The sequence below is a fragment of the Stenotrophomonas sp. STEN035 genome (assembly GCF_056759935.1).
The window spans coordinates 1-26,090 of record NZ_JBRRDY010000024.1; the positions used below are offsets into that span (position 1 = coordinate 1).

The window sequence follows — 26,090 nt, forward strand, 5'->3', positions numbered from 1 at the left end:
CATCCTCGTGCGGTGAGGCGCCCCGCCGGTGCGCTTCTTGCCTACGCCGACACGCGTCGCCTGGCGGCGGGCGGGCACTACAGTCAGCAAAGTCCCTCTCCCTTCGGGAGAGGGACTTGAACAATCACTGCAGCGGCAGCCGGTTATTGAGCTTGGTCACCTCAGCCCCATCCCCTTCCAGACCAACCCGCACGCTCGCGCCCTCACGCTTGAACCCGGCCGGCATCTGCAGCTCCACCGTCGTCGTCCGCGGCGACAGATCCAACGGCGCTTCCAATGCAGGCACCGCAACCCGAGCGACCTCACGACCGCGCGCATCTTCCAGCACCGCATAACCAGCGCCAGTCCCGACATGCCCAAGGCTGTGCACGGTCAACAGCACGCGCTCACCGTCGATCTTCAGATCACCACGGCCAATGCCCAGGTCCGCGCGCGTTTCCACCGGCGTACCCGGCGTCACCAGCTCGAACTCGAATACCTGGTTCTGCTTGGATGCAAACCGCAATTGCGTACCGACGCTCTTCTCCAGCAACACCTCGCGAACCTCCGCCTTGCCGTCGATCACATCATCGCCATCACGATCCACGCCACTGCGGATCCGCCAGGTGCCGGCGGCGATGTTCCAGCCGGTCATGGTCGCGTCCAACGGCGTGCTGCCAAGGTTGTAAGCAATCACCTTGAAGCGCTCACGTGACGGCGCATGCACCAGCAAGGCGACCTGCTCGGCACCCTCAGGCTGGGCGAACTGCCAGCTGACGGTATGACCCGGCCAGCTCTGGTTGCGCTTCAGGCCGATGCCGCCCAGGCGCAGGCGCTGCAGGAACTCGCTCGGGGCTTCGACGCGGTCGCTCCACCAGTGGCCTTCGGTGTTCATGTACTCGCGCTGCGCCTTGGCCTGGATGCCGTCGGCGTGCAGCGCTTCCAGGTACTTCTTGTCGCCGGTCTGCTGCCAGGCGCTGATCGCGGCGAAGCCGCTGCCGCCCTTGTCGGCGTCGGCCACCAGCTGCTTGCCCCAGTCCTGCTGCCTGCCCAGCACATCGACGTAGTTCTCGCCGAGGTTGGACAGCACGCCAGGCCCGCCGCGCACCACCCGGTAGTCCAGCGCCTGCAGGTACTTGGCATCGCCAGTCCAGCGCCACGCAGCCCAGAAGGTGTGCATCACATCGCCACTGCCCGAGCCCTGGTTCAACTCGCCACCACGGGTCTTGCCGGTGGCCCAGTTGATCTCGTTGGGCAGGGTGAAACGGCCCTTGTCGTCTTTGTAAGCGTGGGCCAGATAGCCGTCAGCCAGACCGGTAACCAGCTTGCGACCGGTGGGATCGGCGTTGTACTCGCCGATCAGGAAGGCCGGGTGCAGCGCCGGGAACGAATACGGTTTCTGCCACTGCCAGTTCGGCTCGCGGTAAACCTTGTTGCCACCAAACCAGTTGCTGGAGAACAGCAGGTTGCCCTGCGGGTTGCGCAGGATGATGCGTTCGTCGAAGGCCTTCACCGTCTCCATCAGGCGCTCGACGGTGAGCGGATCGCCCCAGTTGAGGTAGAGCATCGCGCTGTTGGCGTTGATGCCTTCCTCGTAGGCGTGCAGCTCATCGGTCTCGATGGTGCTCAGGCCGTTGGAGAACATGCCGTTGCGGTAAACCGCGTCGGAGAGCGCTGTCAGCGAGCGGTTCAGGCGCTCGGGCTCCACGCCCATCAGTGCCAGTCCCGGCCACTGTTGGGTCAGGTCGCTGTCATCGGAAATGCCGCCGCCGAAATCGCCGTAAGCGACCTGCCGGTTCTCAATCCACCAGTCAATGAAGCGACGCGCGTACTTCAGGTCTTCAACCTGGCGGAACGCCCATAGCGGCACGCCCTTCGGTGCCTGCGGCTGCTCGAACGCTGGCTTGCCCTGGCTGTTGTAGCTGATGTAATTCCAATACAAGCGGCCCAGTTCATGGTCTGGATCGACCCGCAGCAGATCACTCAGATCAGCATAGACGCGCGAGTACAGCCGCTGGCGCTTGGAAGTGGTGTGCTCCTCTACCAGGAAGCCCCAGTTGTCGCGCACCTGGTTGAAGCGGTCGGCGACGTGCTGCTTGATCGCCTCCTTGCGTTCCTTGAACACCAGCCGCACTTCGGCGCCATCCAGCGATGCGGCATTGAAGCCGGGCGCGGCCGAGGCCACCGAGATCCACAGGCTGTCGGCGGTGAGGATGCGGTCGCGCAGGTCCAGCCACAGCGTGCGTGCTTCGCCCGGCTTCACCGACACCGAAACGTCGATCATGTCGCGCGCCGGCCAGATCGGGTCCTTGATGCGGATGTTCAGCGGGATCAGACCGTCATGCGTCGCCGGCAGATCCAACGCTGGGATATCGATCGCCACACCATCCAGGCCGTCGTACATGTTCTCCCAACTGTGCGCCCAGCTGCGGATCAGTGGCTGCGCGGCCGGTGCATCGCCGACGCCGGACGGAATGAGTACGTGCACGATCGGCATCGGCTTGGCCGGCAGGCTGTCGGCAGCGCGCTTGCGCGAGCCTGCGCCCTTGGGCAGCGCCATCACCGTACTGCGCTCATCCGGCGCGAAGCGGCCGTCGATGTAGTCGCGCAGGCTTGCGATATTGGTGTAGTCCGGCAGCACGCTGCTGTCGATCTGGTAACGCTGTTTGACCGTGCCTTCCGGCTCGGCCGCGTCGCTGACCTGATAGCCCCAGATTTCCTGGATCGGCGTTTCCTGCGCGGTGTTGTGGAAGTGCAGCGTGCCGCCGACCTGGTCGGTGAAGCTGTCCACGCTGCGCACCACGCCTTGCGGACGCTTGAACAGGGTGCCGGCCGAGCCCTTCAGCTCGCCGTAGGCGGCACCGCGGATCTCGATGCGATTGATGTGTTCGCCTTCGGGAACCGTCAGGTCCAGCTGCTGGCCACCTTCCACATAGGTGTTCCAGTCCGGCAGCTGGAAGTAATCATTGCGCCCCGGCAGGCGCGAGCGGTTATAGACGCCCGGCCAGGTGGTTTCGGCAATCCCATCGGTGCCTTTCCACATCCACTGCAGCTTGTCCTTCACATCGGCGAACTCGACCTTGCGGATGCTTGTGGTCTGCGCGCTCAGTGCCGGCGGTGCAGCACCTTCCCAGCCATAGCGGTGCCACCAGGCGCGTTGCGAGGCGCTGCCGCTCTCGGCGCTGCGCGGCTCGGCATTGCGGGCAAGTGCAGCGACACCGGCAGCATCGAGCATGCGGTCATAGACGCGGATCTCGTCAAAGTCACTGCCACGCAGGAAGTTGTAGCGGCTCTGCACCTGGTAGGGCGCCATCACCCGGCCGGCGAGGCCGAGCTGGTCCAGCGCTGCGTCGTAGTCGCCGGTGGTTGCCGCCTGTGCGACCTCACGGCCATCAATGAACAACTTGACGCCCTTGTCTTCGTCCCAGGCAAAGGCGATGTGTTGCCATTGCTCGGGCGAAGGGTTCTTGTCGAGCTTGAACGAGACGCGTGTGCGGGCCAGGTTGGCATCGGTTACGAAGGCATCGAAGCCGTGCCCATTCCAGTCGATGCGCAGCCAGGCCATGTCCCAACTGCTGTGGTCGGCGTAGCCGACGCGGAAGATCACGAACGGTGCTTCGCCCACCGCATAACGCGAGCGCCAGAAGAAGGACAGGGTGCCGCGCTCGGCCTGGATGTTGCCGGGCGCATTCCACGACAGCACGCCGTCGTCCTGCCACTGGATGGCGCGACCATGCGCGCCATCGTCGACAAGGCTTACCTTGTCCTGGAAGTTCGGGGTGGCATCGCCACCTGCGCTGTCAGCAACGAAGCCCTTGTCCGCCGATACGCGGAACAACAGCTCCGGCGACTGCGCGGCCGCGCTCAACGGTGCCAACAGCAGGCCCAGTACGCAGGCGAGGTGGGTGGGACGCAACACGGTTTTCTGGTTCATTGTCTAACTCGTTCCAAATCGGTTGACTGCCTTGCTTAAGCCCCTCTCCCTCCGGGGTGAGAAGGGGCGCTCGCGAACCAAAGGTTCGCGCCGCTACGAACGCCCTTGCGCTGGCGCGAGGGCCGGGGCGCGGAGCGGGGGTTGGGGAGAGGGTCGAGCACATCCGCAATGCAGGATTGCGTGGGCTTCGCCCTCACCCTCATCCGGCCCTTCGGGCCACCTTCTCCCGGAGGGAGAAGGGAACAGCTAGCCCCTCTCCCTCCCGGCGAGGGGTTGGGGAGAGGGTTGCTCTCGCCCATGCCGCTGCGCCCACTTCGGCCACTCCCGTTCCAGCAACTGCTCCGGCCACACGCCATACCAGGCATAACCTACCCGGCGCTCGTTCGGAATATCCGCGAAGCGCGCCACACGCTCACCCTCGCGGTTGACGAACATCGGCCGCCCCTGTTGCAGATCGTAGAAGCGTGCCCACAACCGTGCGCCTGCCAAAGGTTCTACAAGCACGTCCTTGGCACTGGGCTGCTCCGGTGCCTCGACCTTGCGCATCGCCAGGTCCAGCAAGGCATTGGCCTGCAGCCACTGCAGACCTGCCTCGATGGCTTCGATGGTCTGCGGGCTCGGTTCGGGCTGGCGCATCAACAGCCGCAGCACGCCCACCGACTCGGATACCGCCAGCGATGGCAGCTCGTAGGAACGCGCCTTGGCCGGTTGCAGGCTGACCTCGTCGTATTGCGCGGCCCAGATGGAAAGCCGGCCATCCATTCGCACCTGCGTTGCCAGCACATTCTGCAGGCCGCGCTGCAACGCGGCGTTGGCCTTGCCTGCATAGTCCGGCGGCAAGCCCGCAACCGCGGGCGCGCCTTCGGCGATGTCCTGCAGCAGATCCAGCACGCGGGTCATCGCGTCGTCGTTGAAGGTGATCTGGTGCCGGTACAGCGAGCGCTCGGGGTAGTACTGCGGCCAGCCGCCATTGGCGTACTGCGCGGCCAGCAGATAGTCCACGCCACGCCGTGCGGCGCCCAGGTATGCCGCGTTGCCGGTGTCTTTCCATACCTGCAGCAGATGGCGGATCTCAAGCGTGGTCGACTTGTTGTCGATGTTGGCGTCATCCAGCCGATCCGGGGCCTGCAACGCTGCGCGCTCGTCGGCGCTGAATACCCGCAGGTAGTCCACCGCCTTGCCCTGGTACTGCTTGGACCAACCGCCGGAAGCGGTCTGCAGCAGCAGCATGTTCTCGGCCTCTGCTTCGGTGCGCGGCACCGCCGCATGCGCCGCCGGGAAGCTCCAGCCCACGCTGATCAACAGCGCGGTCGACAACCATAAACGCCTCATCGCATCCTCCTGCGTGCACCGGGACGCCAGCGTGCTGGCATCCCGGTGTTACTGCATTGGCCGTGCGCCTGTCTCATCTCAGAACTTATAGCGTGCGCCGACGTAATACTGGCGACCGGTAACGGTGTAGCGGTCGGCCATCTGCCGCGCGGAGTCCACGTAGCGTTCATCCGGCGTATCGAGCAGGTTGATTGCCTCGAAAGTCAGCGACAACTTCTTGTTGACCTTGTACGACATGTTGAAGTCGACGTTGCGCACGCTGTTCTTGCCGGTCACATCCGGTGTTGCGAACTGGTTGCCGTCCAGGTCCCAGACGCTTTCCTGGCTGAGGATCTCGCCGATGTAGCCGTCGCGGTAGCTGGTGGAAACACGGGCGCTGAACTTGCCATCGTCATAGTACAAAGTGGCGTTGTACGAATTCGGCGACAGGTTGACCAGGTCGTTGTCGGTGAAGGTGGTGGTGATACTGGTATTGCTGTTGCCGGCCGAGCTGAACATGTATTTGATGCTCGACTCGACATGCGTGTAGTTGAGCTGGATGCCGAACTTGCTCCAGATGCCTGGCAGGAAGGTAAACGGCTGCTGGTAGCTCAACTCGTAGCCCTTCAGCGGGCCGCCCGGGGTGTTGTAGTAGCTCTGCACGTTGAACACGGTGTCGGCGGTGAAGCCAGCCGGCAACAGGTCCAGCGAGTAGCCCATGTCACCCCAGGTGGTCAGCAGGCGGGTGCGCTGCACATAGCTGTCGATGTCCTTGTAGAACAGTGCCGCCGACAGCAGGCCGCCATCACCGAAGTACCACTCCGCGCTCAGGTCGTAGTTGGTCGAGCGGAACGGATCCAGCTTGGGATTGCCAAGGTTGATCGCGAACACGCGGCCGTCATCGAAGTAGCCGGTGGGGCCACCGCTGACGCTGGGTGACAGGTAGGCAAGGGTCGGACGCGCCATGGTCTTGGCCGCGCCGAAACGCAGCACCACGTTCTCGGCCACGTCCCAGGCCAGGTTCAGTGACGGCAACACGTCCTGGTAGCTGTGGTTGACCACCGAGCGCACCAGCGAGCGTTCACCGGCTGCAGCCGTCGCGCTGGCCACACCGAAGAACGATTCGCAGTTGGCCGAGTTGTTGCCCGATGTAGCTGCGTTGCACGGCGCCCAGCCCGAGGCGTTGATCTGGGTGTTGACCACGCGCACGCCGAGATTGCCGCGGAAGGCGCGGTCCCACAGCTCGGTGTTGAAGTCCAACTGCAGGTAGCCGCCGAGGCTGCGCTCGTTGACCTCGAAATTGTTGTTGGAAGCACCGAAGTGACCAACACCAGCCAAGCGGTAATCCCCGCCCTGCACGCCGGTATCGCAATTGCAGTTGATGTTGAGCAGTTCGGCGATCTTGCCGAAGTCCGGTATCAACCAACCGTTCGGCACATTGCCGGACAGGTTCTTGCCGAAGCCGGTCAGCGTGGTGCTCAGGTCACCCACAGTGACACCTGCCGGCAGGGCCTGGGCCAGCCGGCCGTAACTGATGTGGCGGTATTCCTCCGACTCCATGTCGTAGTCCTTGTAGGCAAGGCCGGTACGCAGGGTGAAGGTTGGATTGATGTTGAACTGCAGGTCGATCTTGGCGGTATCGAAGGCGTTGTTGACGTAGCTCGGGTTCAAGCGCACTTCACTGATGTTGCTGCCGCGCGCGGTGCCGTTGCTGTTGACCGGCACCGCACCGTAGCCCAGCCACGACCATGCCGCCGGGTCGTTCAGGGCGAACGGCAAGGTCATGTTCGGCATGTCACCGCCGTTGCGCATGTCCATCACGAAGCCATCGACATTGCTGTTGTCGAAGCTCACCAGAGAGAACACCGGGCGCTCATAGTCCGAGCTGGAGTGGCCGAGCACGGCCTCCATCTTCACCGCGTCGTTGAAGTGATGCTCGAGGTTCAGGCTGTACTGCTGGAAGGTGGTCGATTCCTCGATCAGGCTGGACTCGGTGCGGAAATCGACATTGTCGAACACGCCGTAGATCAGCCGGTTCTGCGCGTCCACCTCGGCCTCGCGCACCACGATCTGGGTCTTGCCACCGAGGTTGGCGGCACGGTGCAGGTTGGCGCCGATGGAATCTTCGCGCTGATCCTTGTCCAGCTTCGAGTACATCGCATCGAAGCTGAGCAAGGTGTCATCGGAGACGCGGAACTGGAACGCGCCGGTTACACCCAGCCGCTCGATTTCATGCGCGGTGCGGACATAGCGCGGATAGCGCGGAATCCAGGCATTGGTCGCGGTCTCGTAGGCGGCGATGTTCTCCGGCGTATTGGCCGGGCGCGGCAGACCATTGCCGCAATGGGTCTTGCTGATGCCGTAGCTGCCCCAGCCATTGTTGCGGTCCTGGTTGGCCTGGCTGCCGCTGCCGGCTGCGGTTTCGTTGGAGGCCGGGTTGCGTGGCGTCTGCGGGTTGTAGCCCACCGGCGTACAGAAGCCGTAGGTGCCGTTGTTGGCCGCAGTGGACTGGTTGGAGTTGCGGTGGTTGCCGTGTTCCCAACGCACCGGGTTGTAGCCTTCCTCGTAGACGGTGCGCTTGCTGTACGAGCCCGACAGTAAGGCGCCGAAGCGGCCATCGGCCCAGGTGTTGCTGATCAGGCCGGAGAAACGCGGATCAAACTTTTCCGACAGCTCGCCGTAACCGGCCTGCGCCGATGCCGAGGCCTGGAAACCGGCGAAATCAAACGGTCGCGAGCCACGCAGATCGACGGTTGAACCCAGCGAACCTTCGTCCATCTGCGCCGACTGTGTCTTGTTGACCTTGACCTGGCTGAACAGCTCGGAGGCGAAGGTATTGAAATCGAAGCCGCGGCTGCGGTTGACGCCGCTGCTGCCGTTGCCGGCGGTGGCCAATGCTTCCAGGCCGTTGAGGCGCACGCGGGTGAAGTCCGCGCCCAAGCCACGGATCGAGATGCGCTGGCCTTCGCCGCCTTCGCGATCAATCGATACACCGGCGATGCGCTGCAGCGACTCGGCGAGATTCTGGTCGGGGAATTTGCCGATGTCCTCGGCGAAGATCGCGTCCACCTGTTCGGTGGTGTAACGCTTTTCGTCCAGCGATTTCTGCAGGCTCTGGCGGTAGCCAGTGACATTCACTGCATCGAGCTGGGTGGCCTCGGCGGCCGCAGGTGCGGACTGGGCGAAGGCGAGGGGAGCGGTCAATACCGAAGCAATGGCGGTTGCCAACAAGGTAACCGGTGTCTTTCCAAAACGGCGCTTACGATCCATGCGGTGGGCTCCTTCCCCGGACGGGGAATCAAGCGAACTGGGAGGGGTGTGGGGATATCCCTGGCGAGCACTTCAGACGTGCTGTCGGGCCGTTGCGGCCGCACGTGGACAGCCGTCAGGCCATGGCATGACCATGGCCTGCGGAGGATGAAAAAGCAGGGGCGGATCTGCGGAGAGAATGCGATCCGACCCCTGCCAAAGTGCGGCTATCAGAACTTGTAACGCAGGCCCAGGGTGAACTGGCGGCCGGTTTCGCTGTATTCCAGCGGCAACGATACCGACGGGTTGGACACCCACGATTCCTGTGCTTCGTTGGTCAGGTTGGCGCCTTCCAGGCTGATCTCCAGCTGGTCGCTGATGCGGTAGTGGATGGACGCATCAACGAAGGTGGTGCCGCTCTGGCCGTGCACACCCAGACCCTTGCTGTCGAAGCCAGCTTCGGTGCCCGGTACCAGAATCAGGTAATCGTCGCGGTTGGTCGCCGACACGCGGCCGGACCAGCTCGTGCCTTCATAGAACAAGGTGGCGTTCCAAGCGTTGCGCGACAGACCGGTCAGGTCGTCCTTCTGCGCCATGACACCACCGGCAGTCACGTACTGGATCTTCGACTCGACGTAGGTGTAATTCAGTTGTGTGCCGAAGTTGGCCCACTTGCCCGGCAGGAAAGTGAACGGCTGGGTGTAGTTGATTTCCACACCGGTCAGATCGCCGCCGGGAGTGTTGACCGGGGTACTGAACACGAACTCGTCATCGACAGTGGCGTTGAGGTTGTCGAGCAGGCTGGCCGGCAGGCCACTGCTTGAGTACACACGGCTTTCCTTGGTCGGCTGGATGAAGCTCTCCAGTTTCTTGTAGAACAGGCCGACACCAAGCATCGCACCTTCTTCGAAGTACCACTCAAAGCCAAGATCGGCGGTCTTGGCACGCACCGGGTCCAACATCGGGTTACCGCCACTGACGGTACGCGCACTGCCGCTGACGCTGACGTTCACACCTGGAGTCAGGCTGCCCAGACCCGGACGCGACATCACCTTGGCCGCACCAAAGCGGATCAGGAAGTCCGGGGTGATTTCCGCCACCAGGTTCAAGGACGGCAGGAAGTCGTTGTACTCACGGCTGACCGTGGTGTTGACAGGCGTGCCACTGGCCGAGGCGACACCACTGGAGGTCTGCTTGGTCCTGACGTAGCGCGCACCGATATTGCCGCTGACCGGCACCGAACCGATGTCGAAACCGAACTTGCCCATCAGCCAACCGCCGCGGTCCTGCTCCTGCACACTGCGGATGCTGGCTGCATAGTCCACCAAGGCATAGATGCCTTCGCCGCTGAGCACATCAAATTCATTGACGATGCCATTGAAGTTCGGCACCACCCACTTGCCCGGCGAACCGGACATGCCGTTGAGGCTGGCCAGCTCGGTCATGTTGACCGGCACGATCTTGCTGCCGTTGAAGGTTGGCACGGCGGTTTCATTGCCGACGCGGCGACGCTCCATCGAGTCGAAACTGAAGTTCTTGGCCTGCACGCCGCCTTCCAGAGTGAAAGACGGGCCAATCACCCACGAGAACTCCAATTGCCCGGTGTCGAAATCGTTGGTGACGTAGTTCTCACGCAGGCGGATGGTGGACAACGTCCAACCGGTGGGATCGGTCGGGCTGACGCCGTAGTTGAAGACCGGCTTGTTCGGGTTGCCACGGTAGTCGTAGCTGTAACCGTCAACGTTGAGCTTGTCCATCATGATGGTGGCCTGGATCGGGTTCTCGTGCTTGGAGCGCGAGGTACCTACCTTGCCGGTGATGGTGAAGTTGTCGGTCAAACGGTGCTCGCCGTCGAGGCTGATCTGGTAGAAATCAGTGGTCCATTCGTCGTGGCGGTTCTCAGCGCGGATATCGACGTTATCCATTTCCGCATAGACCAGCGCGCCGTTACGCACTTCACCGTTCTTGACGACGATCTCACGCTTGCCCAGTGCATCGGATTTGCTCAGACCGTTGGCTTCGATGTACTTCTCATCGCGCTTGGCATCGATCTTGGAGTACAGCGCATCCAGGCTGAAGGTGGTGCGGTCGCTGGGCTTGAACTGCAGCGCACCGGTCACGCCCAGACGCTTCTGGTCGTGCTCCATCAGCGTGTAGCGCGGGAAGCGCGGCGAATATACATCTGCCTTCAAGGCATCCTTGAACGGCGAGGCGGCATTGAAGCCACCATTGGTGGTGCCACCGGCCCAGCGCACGGTACCGCTACCTTCTTCCACGGTCTCACGCTCGGAGTAAGCAACCGACAGCAGTGCACCGAACTTGCCATCGGCCCAGCTGTTGGCGATCAAGCCGGCAAAGCGCGGCATCGCCGACTCGGAGGCATCGTTGTACGAGGCCTGCACATTGCTGACGATGGTCAGGCCGTCATAGTCGAACGGGCGCGCAGTGCGCAGGTCGACGGTGGCGCCGAGCGAACCTTCTTCAACGTCGGCCGATGCGGTCTTGCGCGCGATCAGCTGGGTGAACAGATCGGCAGCGAATACGTTGAAGTCGAAACCACGGCCGCGGTTGGTGCCGCCCTGGCCGTCACTGCTGCCGACCGTGCTCAGTGCTTCCAGACCGTTGATACGCACGCGGGTGAAGTCCGGGCCCAGGCCACGCACCGAGATATTGCGGCCTTCGCCGCCATCACGGGTGATCACCACACCAGGAATGCGCTGCAGCGACTCGGCAAGGTTGCTGTCGGGGAATTTGCCGATGTCCTCGGCGACGATGGCATCGACAACGCCGGCTTCGCCTCGCTTGATGTCCAGCGCTTTCTCCACGCTGGCGCGGTAGCCGGTGACGGTCACCGCGTCCAGTTCGGTGGCGGCGGTGCCGCCGGTGGCCGGCGCAGCTGCGTCCTGGGCCATGGCAACGCCAGCCTGCAGGGCCAAACTGATTCCCAATGCGAGCAAGGTAACCGGTGTCTTTTTCTGCGAATTACGTGGATTCATGTGCTTCCCCTCTCCAAGGTTTGCATTCGATGCAGTGGCTCCGGCTTGTGCTTTCCGTCGGATGACACCGCTGGTCAAAACGGAAAGTAGCAGCTGCGTGAAGAGGGAGCATCTTGCACTGCAACAGGGAGCGAACAGGGCGGAAACCATTGTCTGAAGGACATTGGAGGACGGTAACACGGGCAGCCGAAGGGACAGTGGCGACCGAATGACACCGATAGTCAATCAACCGTGCCATGATGCGCGCCGATCGACGAGGAGACAGGAATGGCGATGATTTCCCCCCGTGTTGTCTGTTTTGGTGAGCTGCTGCTGCGCCTGGGCGCGCCCGGCAATCAACTGCTGCTGCAGTCGCCCACGCTGGACGTGCATGCCGGCGGTGCCGAGGCCAATGTCGGCGTGTCGCTGGCGCACTTCGGCCACGATGTGGCGATGATCAGCGTGGTTGCCGACAACCCGCTGGGTGCAGCGGTGGCCGGTGAACTGCGCCGCCACGGCGTGGACACCTCGCGCGTGCGCCGCAGCGACGGCCGCATGGGCCTGTACTTCCTGACCACCGGCGCCGGCCACCGGCCCAGCGAAGTGGTCTATGACCGCGCCGACTCGGCCTTCGCCAGCGCCAGTGCCGACAGCTACGACTGGCCTGCGCTGCTGCAGGGCGCGCAGTGGCTGCACCTGTCCGGGGTCAGCCCGGCGCTCGGCCTGGAAGCCGCACAAGCGACCCTGGCCGCCGCACGCGCCGCCAACGAGCGCGGCATCAAGGTGTCCTTCGACGGCAACTTCCGGCCCAAGTTGTGGGAACGCTGGGGCGGCGATGCCAAGGCGATCCTGCGCGACCTGTTCGACTGCGCACACATCGTGTTTGCCGACTACCGCGACATCGGCGTGGTGCTGGGCGGCGAGTTCAACCAGCCCGAACCGCAGGCGCGCGTCGATGCCGCGGCAGCGATGGCATTCGCCGCCTTCCCGCGCCTGCAGTACATGGCCTGCACGCAGCGCACCGCGCACAGCGTCGGCCACCATTCGCTGGGCGCGATGCTGCTCGGCCGTGACGGCACCCGTGCATTGGCGCCAGCCGAAGAGCTGACCGATATCGTCGATCGCATCGGCGGTGGTGACGCATTCGCGGCCGGCGTACTGCACGGCCTGATCGAAAGCATGGATGCGGAAACCACGATCCGCTTCGGCCTGGCCGCTGGCTGCCTGAAGCATTCCATTCCCGGTGATTTCAACCCAGTCGGCGTTGCCGACGTCATGGCCCTGATGGGCGAAGGAAAGTTCGATGTCCGGCGCTGATCCGCGCGTACGCGCAGTGCTCAAACTGGCACCGGTGATTCCGGTGTTCACCCCCGACAATGTCGACGATGCGGTGCAGGTCGCGCAGGCACTGTTCAACGGCGGCCTGCCGGTGATCGAGGTGACCTTGCGCACCGCAAACGCGATGGATGCGATCAAGGCCATGGTCGAGGCCGTGCCGGACGCGGTCGTCGGTGCCGGCACCGTGCTGACGCCGGCGCAGATGGAGAAGCTCAAGTCAGTGGGTGGCCGTTTTGCGGTGTCACCTGGCGCCACCGACACGTTGTATGCGGCGGCGCGCGATACCGACCTGCCGTTCCTGCCGGGTGTGGCGACCTCGTCCGAGCTGATGCGCGGTTTGGAGCACGGACTGGATACGTTCAAGTTCTTCCCGGCCGTGCAGGCTGGCGGCGTGGGCATGCTGTCGGCCTGGAATGGCCCGTTTGGTGATGTGCGGTTCTGCCCGACCGGCGGTATCAGCGCGCAGACCGCCTCGCAGTTCCTGCATCTGCCGAATGTGCTGTGCGTGGGTGGTTCGTGGCTGACCACGCGTGAGCTGTTGCAGGCGCGTGATTGGGCGGGGATTGAGAAACTGGCGCGGGCTGCGGCGGTTTTGCCGGGTTGATGCTGGGATTGGGGATTGGGGATTGGGGATTGGATCAAGATCAAGATCAAGATCAAGATCAAAAGCCTACCCCTCCCCAACCCTCCCCTTGCCTTCGGCAAAGGGAGGGGGCTGAAGCTGCAATTACGCGGAATGCTGCAGGCCGCACGAACCACCCCCTCCCTTGCGCAACGCGCAGGGGAGGGCCGGGGAGGGGTGCCGTTGCTGCTGTTGCTGTTGCTGTTGCTGTTGCTGTTGCTGTTGCTCAGCTTTAGAGCTTCAACCGCCGATACAAGGTACTGCGGTTAACCCCCAGCTTTTTTGCCGCCAGACTCACATTCCCATCGCAGGCCACCAAGGTCTGCCGCATCACATCCAAAGCCAGTTCCTGCAGGCTGCCATCCACCACCGGCGCAGCAGCAACACGTCGCGCAGCCTGATGCAGATACTCCGGCAGCAGCTCCCTATCAATCACCGCACCCGGCTCGGTCAGCGCCACCAGGGTCCGCAGACAGGCCGCGAGCTGGCGCAGATTGCCCGGCCAGTCATACGCGACCAAAGAATGCTCCGCGTCCACGCTCAACACACGGCCTTGCGCCAAGGGCTGCCACATCGCCTGCAGCAGTTGCGTGCGATCTTGTGCCTCACGCAGTGGCGACAGCCGCATCACGTGATCGGCAATGCGGTAGTACAGATCCGACCGGAAACCACCTTCGTCCATCGCCTGCTGCAGGTCGCAGTGGGTGGCGCAGATCAGCATGAAATCCAGCTTGACTGGCTTTCCGCCGCCCAGCGGTGACAGCTCGCGGTCCTGCAGCACGCGCAGCAGGCGCGGCTGCAAGGCCAGCGGCATGTCACCGATTTCGTCGAGGAACAACACGCCACCCTGCGCCTGCCGCAGCAGGCCCTGGCTGCCTTGTCGACGTGCGCCGGTGAAGGCGCCTTCCTCGTAACCGAACAATTCGGCTTCGATCAGACCTTCTGGCAACGCCGCACAGTTCACCGCGACGAAGGGCTTGCTGCTGCGGCTGCCCTGCGCGTGCAGCGCGCGTGCCGCCACTTCCTTGCCGGTGCCGGTTTCGCCCTGCAGCAACACCGGCAGGCCTGCTTCCAGAACGCGGCCAGCACGCAACAGCTGATCGCGCTGGCCTGCATCGAACACCACTGCAGGTGCAGCGACGGTACTTGGCAATGGCCGCGCCAGTGGTTGCGCAGCGCTGGTTGCCCGTGTGCGCGATGCGGGTACTGGCGCATCCAGCTGGCCATGCAGCACGCGACCACTGCGATCCTGCAACATGCCTTCGTCGCGCATCCGCGACAACGGCATCTCGAACAGTGCTTCATACGACGCGCGGCCGATGTCGCCACGTTCCAGACCGAACAGGTGCAGGCCTACACCATTCGCTGCCACCAGGCGGCCATTGCGGAAGCCGAGCACGGCTTCACCTGCGGTGCCCAGCAAGGTGCGGTCGTGGTGCAGGCGCAGCAGTTCGCAGTCGCCAATACCGTTCTCGAAGAAGCGGTGCTCGATACGATTGGCGGCCAACCGCGCCAGGCCCATCGCATGCATCTGCTGCACGCTGGCCGGCCCGCTGATGTCGAGTACACCGGCCAGTTGCCCGTGTGGATCGTGGATGGGCATGGCCGAGCAGCTGAGGATGCCGTGCGGGGCGAAGTAGTGCTCGCCGCCGCGCACTTCCACCGCGCGGCCTTCCACGATCGCGGTGCCGATGGCATTGGTGCCCACCGCCGATTCGCTCCAGCACACGCCTGGCATCAAGGCCACCCGCCCGGCCTTGTCGAGGAAGCCGGCGCTGCCCTCGGCATTGAGGATCCAGCCGCTCTCGTCGGTCAGCAGCACAATGCTGCCGGTGCTGGCGGTATGTGCGGCCAGTCCGTCCAGCTCGGCGCGCGCCAGCCGCCATAGACGCTCATGGCGCTCGCGCAGTTCACGCAGGTTGTGACCGGGCAGGGGTTCCAGCGCGGGTTCGGCATCCACCAGCAGGCCGCTGCGCTGGCAGCGCCGCCACGACTGCAGGATAGTGTCGGGCACGGTGCCCACGGGCGTGGTGCCGCGCTCGAAGAACGAGCGGCGGGCGTTGCCCACGCGATGCTGCAGTGCCAGTGCCATGAGCGCTCCTGTGTCGCATTTTGCGACAGCTGTTCAAACCACTGTTCCGATTAACACCACACCGGAGCGGGCGCTGCAATCACCTGTGGTTTCGCAGTGCAGCAAATCCACCACCGCATCTCAGCAATCAATGACGTTTCATCGTGCCGCAACGCAACAGGCGGAACTTGGCATCGCTCTTGCGCCTGTTGTAGCCACCGCCACACACGCGGCCCACACACCGCTGAACCGGAGATTCCACAGATGAACGCAGTCCTGTCCGCCAAACCGCATGCCACCGACCCGCAGTCCCTGTTCAAAGCCCGCTACGGCAACTACATCGGCGGTGAATGGGTGGCCCCGCGCAGTGGCCAGTATTTCGACAACACCACGCCGATTACCGGCAAGGTGTTCACCCAGGTGGCACGCTCCAACGCCGAGGACGTGGAGCTGGCGCTGGATGCCGCCCACGCCGCCAAGGATGCCTGGGGCAAACGTTCCACCACCGAGCGCGCCAACATCCTCAACCGCATCGCCGACCGCATCGAGGAGAACCTCGAGCTGATCGCCCATGCCGAAACCTGGGACAACGGCAAGCCGATCCGCGAGACCCTCAACGCCGACGTGCCGTTGATGGCCGACCACTTCCGCTATTTCGCCGGTGCCCTGCGCGCGCAGGAAGGCAGCCTGTCGCAGATCGACAACGACACCGTGGCCTATCACTTCCACGAGCCGCTGGGCGTGGTCGGGCAGATCATTCCATGGAACTTCCCGTTGCTGATGGCGGCGTGGAAGCTGGCACCGGCACTGGCCGCTGGCAACTGCGTGGTGCTGAAGCCGGCCGAACAGACCCCGGCCTCGATCCTGGTATTGATGGAAGTGATTGGCGACCTGCTGCCGCCGGGCGTGCTCAACATCGTCAACGGCTTCGGCCTGGAAGCGGGCAAGCCACTGGCCAGCAGCCCGCGCATCTCCAAGATCGCCTTCACCGGCGAGACCAGCACCGGCCGGCTGATCATGCAGTACGCCAGCCAGAACCTGATTCCGGTGACGCTGGAGCTGGGGGGCAAGTCGCCGAACATCTTCTTCGCCGACGTGATGGCCGAGGACGATGATTTCCTCGACAAGGCGGTGGAGGGCTTCGTGATGTTCGCCTTCAACCAGGGTGAGGTCTGCACCTGTCCGTCGCGGGTGCTGATCCAGGAATCGATCTACGAGAAATTCATCGAGCGCGCACTCGCACGGGTAGCCGCGATCAAGCAGGGCAACCCGCTGGATCCGAACACCATGGTGGGTGCGCAGGCCTCGCAGGAGCAGTTGCAGAAGATCCTGTCCTACATCGAGATCGGCAAGGCCGAAGGTGCCGAAGTGCTGATCGGTGGCGAGCAGAACCAGCTAGGCGGCGACCTGGCCGATGGCTTCTATGTGAAACCGACGGTGTTCAAGGGCCACAACAAGATGCGCGTTTTCCAGGAGGAGATCTTCGGGCCGGTGGTATCGGTGACCACCTTCAAGACCGAAGAAGAAGCGCTGGAGATCGCCAACGACACCTTGTACGGCCTCGGTGCCGGCCTGTGGAGCCGCGACGCTTCACGCCTGTACCGCATGGGTCGTGCGATACAGGCAGGGCGGGTGTGGACCAACTGCTATCACGCCTATCCGGCACATGCCGCGTTTGGCGGCTACAAGCAGTCGGGCATCGGCCGCGAAAACCACAAGATGATGCTCGACCACTACCAGCAGACCAAGAACCTGCTGGTCAGCTATTCGCCGAAAAAGCTGGGCTTCTTCTGAACCAAGCCCGGATGCGCCCGGTCGGCACTGGCCGGGCGTGATCTGGATCAAGGCGCCAGGCCACGCTTGGCGCGAAGCTGGACTTATCCCCCGCAAAGGAGATCCATTGATGGACAAGACGATGAAGGCGGCCGTAGTCCGCGCATTCGGCAAGCCGCTGGTGATTGAAGAAGTAACCGTGCCGCGCCCGGCCGCCGGCGACATCCTGGTCAAGATCGAGGCCTGTGGCGTCTGCCATACCGACCTGCACGCCGCTGAAGGCGACTGGCCGGTGAAGCCGAATCCCCCGTTCATTCCCGGCCATGAAGGCGTCGGCCACGTGGTTGCCGTCGGTGCGGGCGTTACCCACATCAAGGAAGGCGACCGCGTCGGCATTCCATGGCTGTATTCGGCCTGCGGCTATTGCGAGCACTGTCTGGGCGGCTGGGAAACCCTGTGCGAAGCGCAGCAGAACAGCGGTTATTCGGTGAACGGTGGCTTCGCCGAGTACGCGCTGGCCAATGCCAACTACGTCGGCCTGTTGCCCAAGGAAGTGGGCTTCGTCGAGATCGCGCCGATCCTGTGCGCGGGCGTCACAGTCTACAAGGGCTTGAAGGTCACCGACACCAAGCCCGGTGACTGGGTGGCGATCTCAGGTATCGGTGGCCTCGGCCACATGGCGGTGCAGTACGCCAAGGCGATGGGCTTGAACGTGGCCGCGGTGGATATCGACGACAACAAGCTGGCCCTGGCCAAGCGCCTGGGCGCCAGCATCACCGTCAATGCCCGCAACACCGACCCGGCTGCCTTCCTGAAGAAGGAAATCGGCGGCGCGCATGGCGCCCTGGTGACGGCGGTATCGCCCAAGGCCTTCGAGCAGGCACTGGGCATGGTGCGACGTGGCGGCACGGTGTCGTTGAACGGCCTGCCACCGGGTGACTTCCCGCTGGACATCTTCGGCATGGTGCTAAATGGCATCACCGTTCGCGGCTCCATCGTCGGCACCCGCCTGGACCTGCAGGAATCGCTGCAGTTCGCTGCCGAAGGCAAGGTGGCTGCGACGGTGAGCACTGACAAGCTGGAGAACATCAACGAGGTCTTCAAGCGCATGCATGAAGGTGCAATTGAAGGTCGCGTGGTTCTGGACTTCAACGCCTGACCGCAGCCGGCCAGCACATCCGCACCTCCCCCGGGGTGTGCTGGTCGGGTTGCTTTTGAGGGCTTTGGCTTTGGCTTTGGCTTTGGCTTTGGCTGTGGCTGTGGCTTTTCTCCTCTCCCCTTGCGGGAGAGGATGCCGAAGGCAGGAGAGGGGAGGCGGCGAAGCCGCTAGGCTCACGCACAATCAGGTTGCATACCAATCGGTAGCGACGCATTGCCAGCTTCGCGGCTGACGCCGCTCCTACAAAACAGCTGCGTGCCGAAGGCAGGAGAGGGTGCGGCAACGCCACAAAAGCTCATGCACCATCAGATTGCATATCAATTGCTAACCAGGCATCGCCAGCTTCGCGGCTGACGCCGCTCCCACAAAAGCCTCCGCACCTTCTTGCCTAGCGTGTGTGCACCGCTGCCACCGGCATGCGGTCCAGCGCCAGCCATGCGTCTTCGACCAGGTCCCGTACCTGCTCCCAGCGCAATCGCGAGCCGCCGCGTGCCTGCTCCCAATGCTCGGCAAGTTCCACGTCGGTGTCGCCGCTGCCGCGCGGCCAATCCGCTGCGTGTGTTGCCAGCGCGAATGCATAGGCCGGTTGCAGATCCAGCCAACCGCGGGCGCCACGCCGGCGCCGCGCATAGTCATCCAGGCTGTACTGGACGAAATCCTGCGCCACTTCGTCGGCAGCATGTTGATTGCGCCTTAGCCGGCCACGCCGCATCACCTTGGGATCGGCACCAAACAAGGTTGGTGCAATGGGGTGTTCGATGCGATCGGGGCGGTACATGGCACAACCCTCCCTGTTGGGCGCTCACAGATACGCCCGGGGCTGTTAGGTGGGGGTGAGCGGGGTGTTTAGATGCTTGTTGCGATGGTTGGCGCAACGGCAAAAGCAAGGGCAGGAGCAAAAGCACCCCTCCCCAACCCTCCCCTTCGCTACGCGAAAGGGAGGGGGCCAAGTGCGCGCGCTCAGCTTGCGGTGACGCCGCTCAACGCGCCCATTGCCACTGCAGGCCCATCGTGAAGCCGCGCTCCGGGCCCGGTTCGTAATAGCGCTGGTTGCCGTCGTTGACGATCACCGAGCCGACGTAGCGCTGGTCCAGCAGGTTGTCCACACGGGCGAAGGCGCGCAGCGGCCCGCGTGATGTGCGCCATTGCCGCGCCATCTCCAGGTTCAACAGGCCATAACCGGCTGCGTTGGCGCTGCCCAGATCGTTCACGCCGATGTCGCTGGCAGCCACCACTTCAGCCGCCCACTTCCATGGTCCCGGCTGCCATTGCCAGCGCGCGAACAACTGCTGGCGCGGCACGCCCGGCAACCGGGTACCCGTCGCCACCAGATTGCTGGGTTGGGTGCAGGGCGAGGGCAGGCCGGTACACGTCAGGTAGGCCTCGCGCACGCTGGCCTGCAACCAGGTGTAGGCCAGCTGCAGTTGCTGGTCGGCGGCAATCGGCTGCTGCCAGCTCAGCTCAACACCTTGCCGCCGGGTCGCGCCGATGTTGCGGTAGCTGCTGCGGCCACCGCTGTTGGTGGCTACCGCCAGCTCGTCCTCGCTGTCGGCACGGAACAGCGCCAGCTCTACGCGCGCACCGCTCTGCGCACGCCATTTGCTGCCAATCTCGTAGTTGCGCGTGCTACCGGCCGCTAGATCCAAGGCCAGGCCGGCGCCGCCATCGGCGCGATAACCCAGCTCGTTGAAGGTCGGCGTTTCAAAGCCGCGCCCGGCCGAGGCGTACAGACGCAGATCGTCGCTGGCGCGGAATACCAGGCCGGCCACCGGCGTAGTCGCCGAGTAGTCACGGCGGCCGTTGTCGTCGGGGTTGCTGGCGGTGATGTAGCGGTCGCGCGAACGGAACTGCACCTCGCTGTGGCGCGCACCAAGCAATGCTGACCAGCGCGGGCTCAACTGCCACCAGGCCTGCGCGAACTGATCAATGTTCTGCACGCGGTCGTTCTGGTCGCGGCGCAGCCGGCCCTTGATGCCCAGGGTGCTGCCGATGAAGTTCTCGTAACCGGTGCGGTGCTGCTGCTGGCGATCAGCGTTTGCACCAATCACCAGCTCCAGCGGCTTGCCCGCCAGTTGCCCATGCCAGGCCCAGCGCGCGTCCACGCCGCCGTAATCGCTGTCCAGATCGATCACCCCGCCCGAATGCAGGGGACTGTTCTGCGGCCCCGGCGGGATCGCCAGGAACTGCTCCACCGCGCGCTGCCCGGCATAGCCCATCAGCCGCCAGGTCTGCTGGCCACGCTCGGCGCTATAGACCGCCCCGAGCTGGGTCTGCCGCACCGACTTGCGGGTGTTGTACTGGCTGGCCACGGCGGTGGCCTGGCGCGGGTTCTCGCGCACCTGTTCGCGACTCAGCCCCAAGGGGTCCTGCGCGTGCGGCGAATCGAAGCCGTTGAACAGCAGCTCCAGCCGCTGGCCTGCCGCCAGATCAAAACCCAACCGCGCATTCACCGATTCACGGCGGGCCGCGCTGTGTGCACGCCAGCCATCGGTACGGAAATGGTTGGCCGCCACGTTGTAATGCATGGCCCCGGCCAGGCCCTTGAGCTGCACACCGGTGCTGGAAGTGTTGTTGCTGCCAAGGCTGCTGCGCAGCCGCCACGGATCGCCGTCCTGCCCGTCCGCGCTCCACAGCTGCAACACGCCGCCGGAGGAGTTGCCGTACAGCGCCGAGAACGGCCCGCGCAGCACCTCCACCCGGTCGGCGCCAAATACGTTGAAGTGCGAGAGCTGGCCCTGGCCATCGGGCATGGTCGCCGGCACCCCGTCGACCAGCAGCCGCACCCCGCGCACACCGAAGGTGGAGCGCGCGCCAAAGCCGCGCAGCGACAGCTGGGTGTCCTGTGCGTAGTTTTGACGATCCCGCGCCAGCAAGCCGGGCACGGCGCCCAGCACTTCGGATACCTGCGCGCCACGGCCATTGCCGTCGGCGTCCAGCGCCAACGTGGTGCTGGCGGCGGGCAGGTCGAAATCATCCACCGCGTGGACCTTGGCCGCCTGGACCTGCACCCGATCCAGGGTGGTGGCGGGCAACTCGTCGGCCATCGCCGGCCACGCCAGCAAAAGCCCCGAGAACACGAAAAACCGATTACAGGTACGCATCCGGCCATCATCTCCGATCCACGCAGGCAACGTCATTGCCCCGCGCGCTGAAGTTCCAGCTGAAACCCTACGGCCAGCGGGCTCCAGCCCTGTTAGGATGATGCGGTTCTGAGCGCGTCGTTGCTGCATCCCGCGCCGAACACCCCCACTCCCCGCCACTGATACGAGTATCGCCGTGTCCTTCTTTGCAAACGTGGAACAGGTACCTGGTGACCCGATTCTGGGTCTGACCGAGGCTTACAACGCTGACAGCCGCACCACCAAGGTCAATCTTGGCGTGGGCATCTACTACGACGAAAGCGGCCGCATTCCGCTGCTGCGCGCCGTCAAGCAGATCGAGCAGACGCTGGCCGCCGAGGCCAAACCGCGCGGTTACCTGCCCATCGATGGCCTGCCGGCCTACACCCAGGCCACCCAGAAGCTGGTGTTCGGCGAAGCTTCGGACCTGCTGGCCGCCGGCCGCGTCGCGACCTCGCAGACCGTTGGCGGCAGCGGTGCGCTGCGCGTCGGTGCGGATCTGCTGAAGCGCCTGCTGCCGCACGCCACCATCGCCATCAGCAACCCGAGCTGGGAAAACCACCGCGCCGTGTTCGGCGCCGCCGGTTTTGACGTGGTCGATTACACCTATTACGACAACGCCGCACACGGCCTGGACTTCGCCGGCATGCTGGCCGACCTGCAGAAGCTGCAGCCGGGTACCGTGGTGCTGCTGCACGCCTGCTGCCACAACCCGACCGGTGCCGACCTGAGCACCGAGCAGTGGAAGCAGGTTGCCGCGCTGATGAAGGACCGTCAGCTGTTCCCCTTCATCGACATGGCCTACCAGGGCTTCGACAAGGGCATCACCCAGGATGGCCAGGCCGTGCGCATCGTCGCCGACGCCGGCATCGACAGCTTCATCGTCGCCAATTCGTACTCCAAGTCGTTCTCGCTGTACGGCGAGCGCGTCGGTGCATTGTCGGTGGTGGGCCCGGATGCGACCTCGACCAAGGCCGTGCAGTCGCAGGTCAAGCGCATCATCCGCACCATCTACTCCAGCCCGTCTACCCACGGCGCCGCGCTTGTCGCCGGCGTGCTGAACAGTGGCGAGCTGCGTGGCGTGTGGGAAGCCGAGCTGACCGAAATGCGCGAGCGCATCCACGCCCTGCGTGCCGGCATGGTGCAGAAGCTGGCCGCCCTGGGCGCGCCGGAATTCGGCTTCATCCAGCAGCAGGCCGGCATGTTCTCCTACTCGGGCCTGAGCAAGGCACAGGTGGACAAGCTGCGTGACGACTACGGCATCTACGCCGTCGGCACCGGCCGCATCTGCGTTGCCGCACTGAGCCAGAACAACCTGGATTACGTGGCAAAGGCGGTTTACGACGTCAGCCGCGGCTGATGCATCGTTGCTGCTGATGTGATGAAAAGCCCGGGGAAACCCGGGCTTTTTTGTGGCTTGAGGGTTGTGGATAAGGCTGTGGAATAAAGGCTTTGGAGATTTAAAGCACCCCTCCCCAACCCTCCCCTTGCCTGCGGCAAAGGGAGGGGGCAATGGCTGCAGCCCTCGCCATATCGCAAACTGCAGCTTTTACCCCCTCCCTTGCGCGAAGCGCAGGGGAGGGTTGGGGAGGGGTGCCGTTGCTCCAGCTCCTGCTTTTCCAAAGCCTTATCCACAACCCCCTGTGGATATCCAGCAGCTACCCCGGCACCACCCAGGTAACCACCACCGCAGTCACCACCATCGCCCCAAGCCCAATCGCCACGCCAGCGCCGTAGCGCCCACCACCACTGGCAAACGCCAGCACCGATTTGGCCAATGACGCCGAGGCCAGCAGCGCCACCACACCCCAACGCGCCTGCGCCAATTCCAGGCCACCAGACGCAGTAAGCCCAGCAATACTCGCCGCCGCCGCGTGCAACTCACCCAATGCGGCAATCGTCGCCCCAGCCAGGGCACCGGCCTGCCCGAACAACTGCCGCAGCCCTTCGGACAACAGCAGCACCACCGCAATCACCAGCGCGATCAGCAAGGCATGTTTCAACTGAAAGGCCTTGCTGGCCGGCCCCTGCGGCACCACTTCATCGGCCACATGGCGCAACCCCAGCGCCGAGCACAACAGCAGAACCAGGCACGCTGCCGCCAGCGGCCATGCCGTCGCCTTCAACAACGTCGCCGAACTCGTGCCGATAACGGCAGCAAATAACAGCAACGAGGCAAGATTCGCCAGCAACGCAGCCGCCACCGACGGCATCACCAGGGCCGGCGCGGCGCGGCTGCTGCGGCCAAACCCGGCCACAGCCGCGGTCGAGGAGGCGAAGCCCGAAAAGAACCCGGCCACTGGCAAGCCCCAGCGCGCGCCCACCGCCCGCAGCGCGATATGGCCGAGCATGCCCACGCCCATCACCAGCACCACGATCTGCCACAGCTTGGACGGCACCAGCACGCCCCAGGGATCGACCGCGCTGTCGGGCAGCATCGGCAGCACCACCAGCGCGCAGGCGGCCAGCAACAGGGCGTCACGCACTTCCTGGTCGCTGATCACTTCTCGGCTCAGCCGCGCCAATGGCGCCTTGGCCCACAGCAGGATCGCCACCACCACACCCAGCGCAGCGGCCAGCGCCTGCTGCTGCATGCCCAAGCCGCCCAGCAGCACAGTTATCAACAGGGCGATTTCGCCGGTCAGACCGGGATCTTCACGCGAAGTGACGCGGTAGCTGGTCCATGCCAGCGCAGCCACTGCCAGTAGCGCGACCACAAATACCGCCTGGCCCAGCATCAGCGCGGCCGCACCCAACAAAGCCGACAGCGCATGCGTACGAACACCGGCCTGCAAGCTCTTGCGCCCGCCGTGCTGGCGCTCGCGCACCGCGCCGATCAGCAAGCCGATGCCCAGCGCGGTCAGCAAACCGTGTGTGGCCTGGTTCCAATCCATCGTGTTCTCCAGCAAGGCCCTGAATGGTACGAGGCCTGTGGATAAAGCCAATACCCACGGACTTATCCACATCTCATTCCGTCATGGAATTATCCCCAAACGCTTGTGGATAACCCGACTGCGCCCGCCATGACGGGGCTTTTCCTCGCCAATGCAACTGCGCAACGCACCGGCTGGCAGGCGCTGTCCAGATTTGTCCACAGAAAGACAAAGTCTGGCCGCGGCTCGCTAAAAGTGGAGCCAGCCGCGACAATAGCGCCCCTTTCGTCTGAAGGTAGTTGCCGTCCATGTCCCGTACGTCGCTGACCCGTTTCCTGATCGAAGAACAGCATGCCAAGCGCATCAACGCCGACCTGCGCCAGCTGGTGGCCGTGGTCGCCCGCGCCTGCACCAGCATCTCGATCGCCGTCAGCAAGGGCGCCCTGGGCGGCGTGCTGGGCGATGCCGGCACCGGCAACGTACAGGGTGAGGCGCAGAAGAAGCTGGACGTGATCTCCAACGAGATCCTGCTCGAAGCCAACGCCTGGGGTGGCCACCTGGCCGCCTGCGCTTCCGAGGAAATGGACCACAGCCAGCCGGTGCCGTCGGAATACCCGTTGGGCGACTTCCTGCTGCTGTTCGATCCGCTGGATGGCAGCTCCAACATCGATGTGAACGTCTCGGTCGGCACCATCTTCTCGGTGCTGCGCTCGCCCAAGGGTGTGGATAAGCCGGGCGACGAGCACTTCCTGCAGCCGGGCACCCAGCAGGTCGCCGCTGGTTACTGCATCTACGGGCCCAGCACCATGCTGGTCCTGACCGTGGGCCATGGCACCCACGCCTTCACCCTGGACCGTGAAACCGGCGAGTTCGTGCTGACCCAGCGCGGCATGCAGGTGCCGGCGGACACCAAGGAATTTGCCATCAACATGTCCAACCAGCGCCACTGGGAAGCACCGATGCAGGGCTATGTTGCTGACCTGCTGGCCGGCAAGGACGGCGTGCGCAGCAAGGACTTCAACATGCGCTGGATCGCCTCGATGGTGGCCGACGTGCATCGCATCCTGACCCGCGGCGGCATCTTCATCTACCCGTGGGACAAGAAGGACCCATCCAAGGCCGGCAAGCTGCGCCTGATGTACGAAGCCAACCCGATGTCGCTGCTGGTAGAGCAGGCCGGCGGCGCCGCCACCGATGGCCGCGAGCGCATCCTCGACATCGCCCCGACCCAGCTGCACCAGCGCGTGCCTGTGTTCCTCGGCTCGAAGAACGAAGTCGCCGAAGCCACCCGCTACCACCGCGAGCACGACCTGCAGGGCTGAGCTTCTGCTCCCTCCCTTTGGCCGCAGGCCAAGGGGAGGGCTGGGGAGGGGTTGGTTTTTGAGGCCTTTCAGGCATTGCCGGGAAAGCCTCTGCCGAACATGGCTCGGCACTACGCTTCTGCTCCCTCCCTTTGCCGCAGGCAAGGGGAGGGTTGGGGAGGGGTTGGTTTTTGAGGCCTTTCAGGCGTTGCCGGGAAAGCCCCTGCCGAGCATGGCTCGGCACTACGCTTCTGCTCCCTCCCTTTGCCGCAGGCAAGGGGAGGGTTGGGGAGGGGTTGGTTTTTGAGGCCTTTCAGGCATTGCCGGGAAAGCCCCTGCCGAGCATGGCTCGGCACTGCGCTTCTGCTCCCTCCCTTTGCCGCAGG

14 protein-coding genes are annotated in these 26,090 nt (G+C 64.2%); 6 read left to right on the plus strand and 8 right to left on the minus strand.

Annotated elements, in window-relative coordinates; translation table 11 throughout:
- Positions 1-124: 124 nt before the first annotated feature.
- The 4 genes from ACVOLL_RS13575 to ACVOLL_RS13590 all read right to left on the minus strand — a co-directional run bounded on the left by ACVOLL_RS13575 (position 125) and on the right by ACVOLL_RS13590 (position 11,469).
- The gene (locus ACVOLL_RS13575) at positions 125-3,913 is read right to left on the minus strand and encodes a LamG-like jellyroll fold domain-containing protein (RefSeq protein ID WP_481513375.1); all 3,789 of its coding nucleotides are present in this window, start codon (positions 3,911-3,913) and stop codon (positions 125-127) included.
- Between the two features lie 246 nt (positions 3,914-4,159).
- A complete protein-coding gene (gene pelA, locus ACVOLL_RS13580; RefSeq protein WP_481513376.1) occupies positions 4,160-5,245 on the minus strand; it encodes a pectate lyase in 1,086 nt (361 codons plus the stop codon).
- Between the two features lie 78 nt (positions 5,246-5,323).
- The gene (locus ACVOLL_RS13585; protein WP_481513377.1) at positions 5,324-8,494 is read right to left on the minus strand and encodes a TonB-dependent receptor; all 3,171 of its coding nucleotides are present in this window, start codon (positions 8,492-8,494) and stop codon (positions 5,324-5,326) included.
- 209 nt (positions 8,495-8,703) lie between these two features.
- Entirely contained in the window at positions 8,704-11,469 is a 2,766-nt protein-coding gene (locus tag ACVOLL_RS13590; protein WP_481513378.1) for a TonB-dependent receptor, read from the minus strand.
- Positions 11,470-11,742: 273 nt separating this feature from the next.
- On the opposite strand from ACVOLL_RS13590, the gene ACVOLL_RS13595 reads away from it, so the two are divergent.
- Both ACVOLL_RS13595 and eda read left to right on the plus strand, forming a co-directional pair.
- Positions 11,743-12,765 (plus strand): sugar kinase, encoded by a 1,023-nt coding sequence (locus ACVOLL_RS13595; RefSeq protein ID WP_481513379.1) that lies wholly within the window; start codon positions 11,743-11,745, stop codon positions 12,763-12,765.
- Entirely contained in the window at positions 12,752-13,390 is a 639-nt protein-coding gene (gene eda, locus ACVOLL_RS13600) for a bifunctional 4-hydroxy-2-oxoglutarate aldolase/2-dehydro-3-deoxy-phosphogluconate aldolase (RefSeq protein ID WP_481513380.1), read from the plus strand. Before ACVOLL_RS13595 ends, eda begins: the two co-directional genes overlap by 14 nt.
- Before the next feature lie 250 nt (positions 13,391-13,640).
- Here the strand turns inward: eda and ACVOLL_RS13605 are convergent, their stop codons facing one another.
- On the minus strand, positions 13,641-15,500 hold the full coding sequence (locus tag ACVOLL_RS13605; RefSeq protein ID WP_481513381.1) for a sigma-54-dependent Fis family transcriptional regulator: 1,860 nt from the start codon (positions 15,498-15,500) through the stop codon (positions 13,641-13,643).
- A 243-nt stretch (positions 15,501-15,743) separates the two neighbouring features.
- Here ACVOLL_RS13605 and adh point away from each other — a divergent pair, with 243 nt between their 5' ends.
- Together adh and adhP are read left to right on the plus strand one after the other, a co-directional pair.
- The gene (gene adh, locus ACVOLL_RS13610; protein ID WP_481513382.1) at positions 15,744-17,273 is read left to right on the plus strand and encodes an aldehyde dehydrogenase; all 1,530 of its coding nucleotides are present in this window, start codon (positions 15,744-15,746) and stop codon (positions 17,271-17,273) included.
- A gap of 109 nt (positions 17,274-17,382) precedes the next feature.
- Entirely contained in the window at positions 17,383-18,411 is a 1,029-nt protein-coding gene (gene adhP / locus ACVOLL_RS13615) for an alcohol dehydrogenase AdhP (RefSeq protein ID WP_481513383.1), read from the plus strand.
- A gap of 388 nt (positions 18,412-18,799) precedes the next feature.
- Here adhP and ACVOLL_RS13620 read toward each other — a convergent pair whose 3' ends face one another.
- Both ACVOLL_RS13620 and ACVOLL_RS13625 read right to left on the minus strand, forming a co-directional pair.
- Complete coding sequence (locus tag ACVOLL_RS13620; protein WP_481513419.1) at positions 18,800-19,123, minus strand: hypothetical protein; 324 nt, start codon at positions 19,121-19,123, stop codon at positions 18,800-18,802.
- 268 nt (positions 19,124-19,391) lie between these two features.
- A complete protein-coding gene (locus tag ACVOLL_RS13625) occupies positions 19,392-21,512 on the minus strand; it encodes a TonB-dependent receptor family protein (RefSeq protein ID WP_481513384.1) in 2,121 nt (706 codons plus the stop codon).
- Between the two features lie 175 nt (positions 21,513-21,687).
- Between ACVOLL_RS13625 and ACVOLL_RS13630 the strand changes: the two genes are divergently transcribed.
- Positions 21,688-22,890: an amino acid aminotransferase gene (locus tag ACVOLL_RS13630; RefSeq protein WP_481513385.1), complete on the plus strand. Its 1,203-nt coding sequence runs from the start codon at positions 21,688-21,690 to the stop codon at positions 22,888-22,890.
- 298 nt (positions 22,891-23,188) lie between these two features.
- On the opposite strand, the gene ACVOLL_RS13635 is transcribed toward ACVOLL_RS13630, so the two are convergent.
- Complete coding sequence (locus tag ACVOLL_RS13635; protein ID WP_481513386.1) at positions 23,189-24,424, minus strand: MgtC/SapB family protein; 1,236 nt, start codon at positions 24,422-24,424, stop codon at positions 23,189-23,191.
- Between the two features lie 287 nt (positions 24,425-24,711).
- On the opposite strand from ACVOLL_RS13635, the gene ACVOLL_RS13640 reads away from it, so the two are divergent.
- Positions 24,712-25,725: a class 1 fructose-bisphosphatase gene (locus ACVOLL_RS13640; RefSeq protein WP_481513387.1), complete on the plus strand. Its 1,014-nt coding sequence runs from the start codon at positions 24,712-24,714 to the stop codon at positions 25,723-25,725.
- The last annotated feature ends 365 nt before the right edge of the window (positions 25,726-26,090 follow it).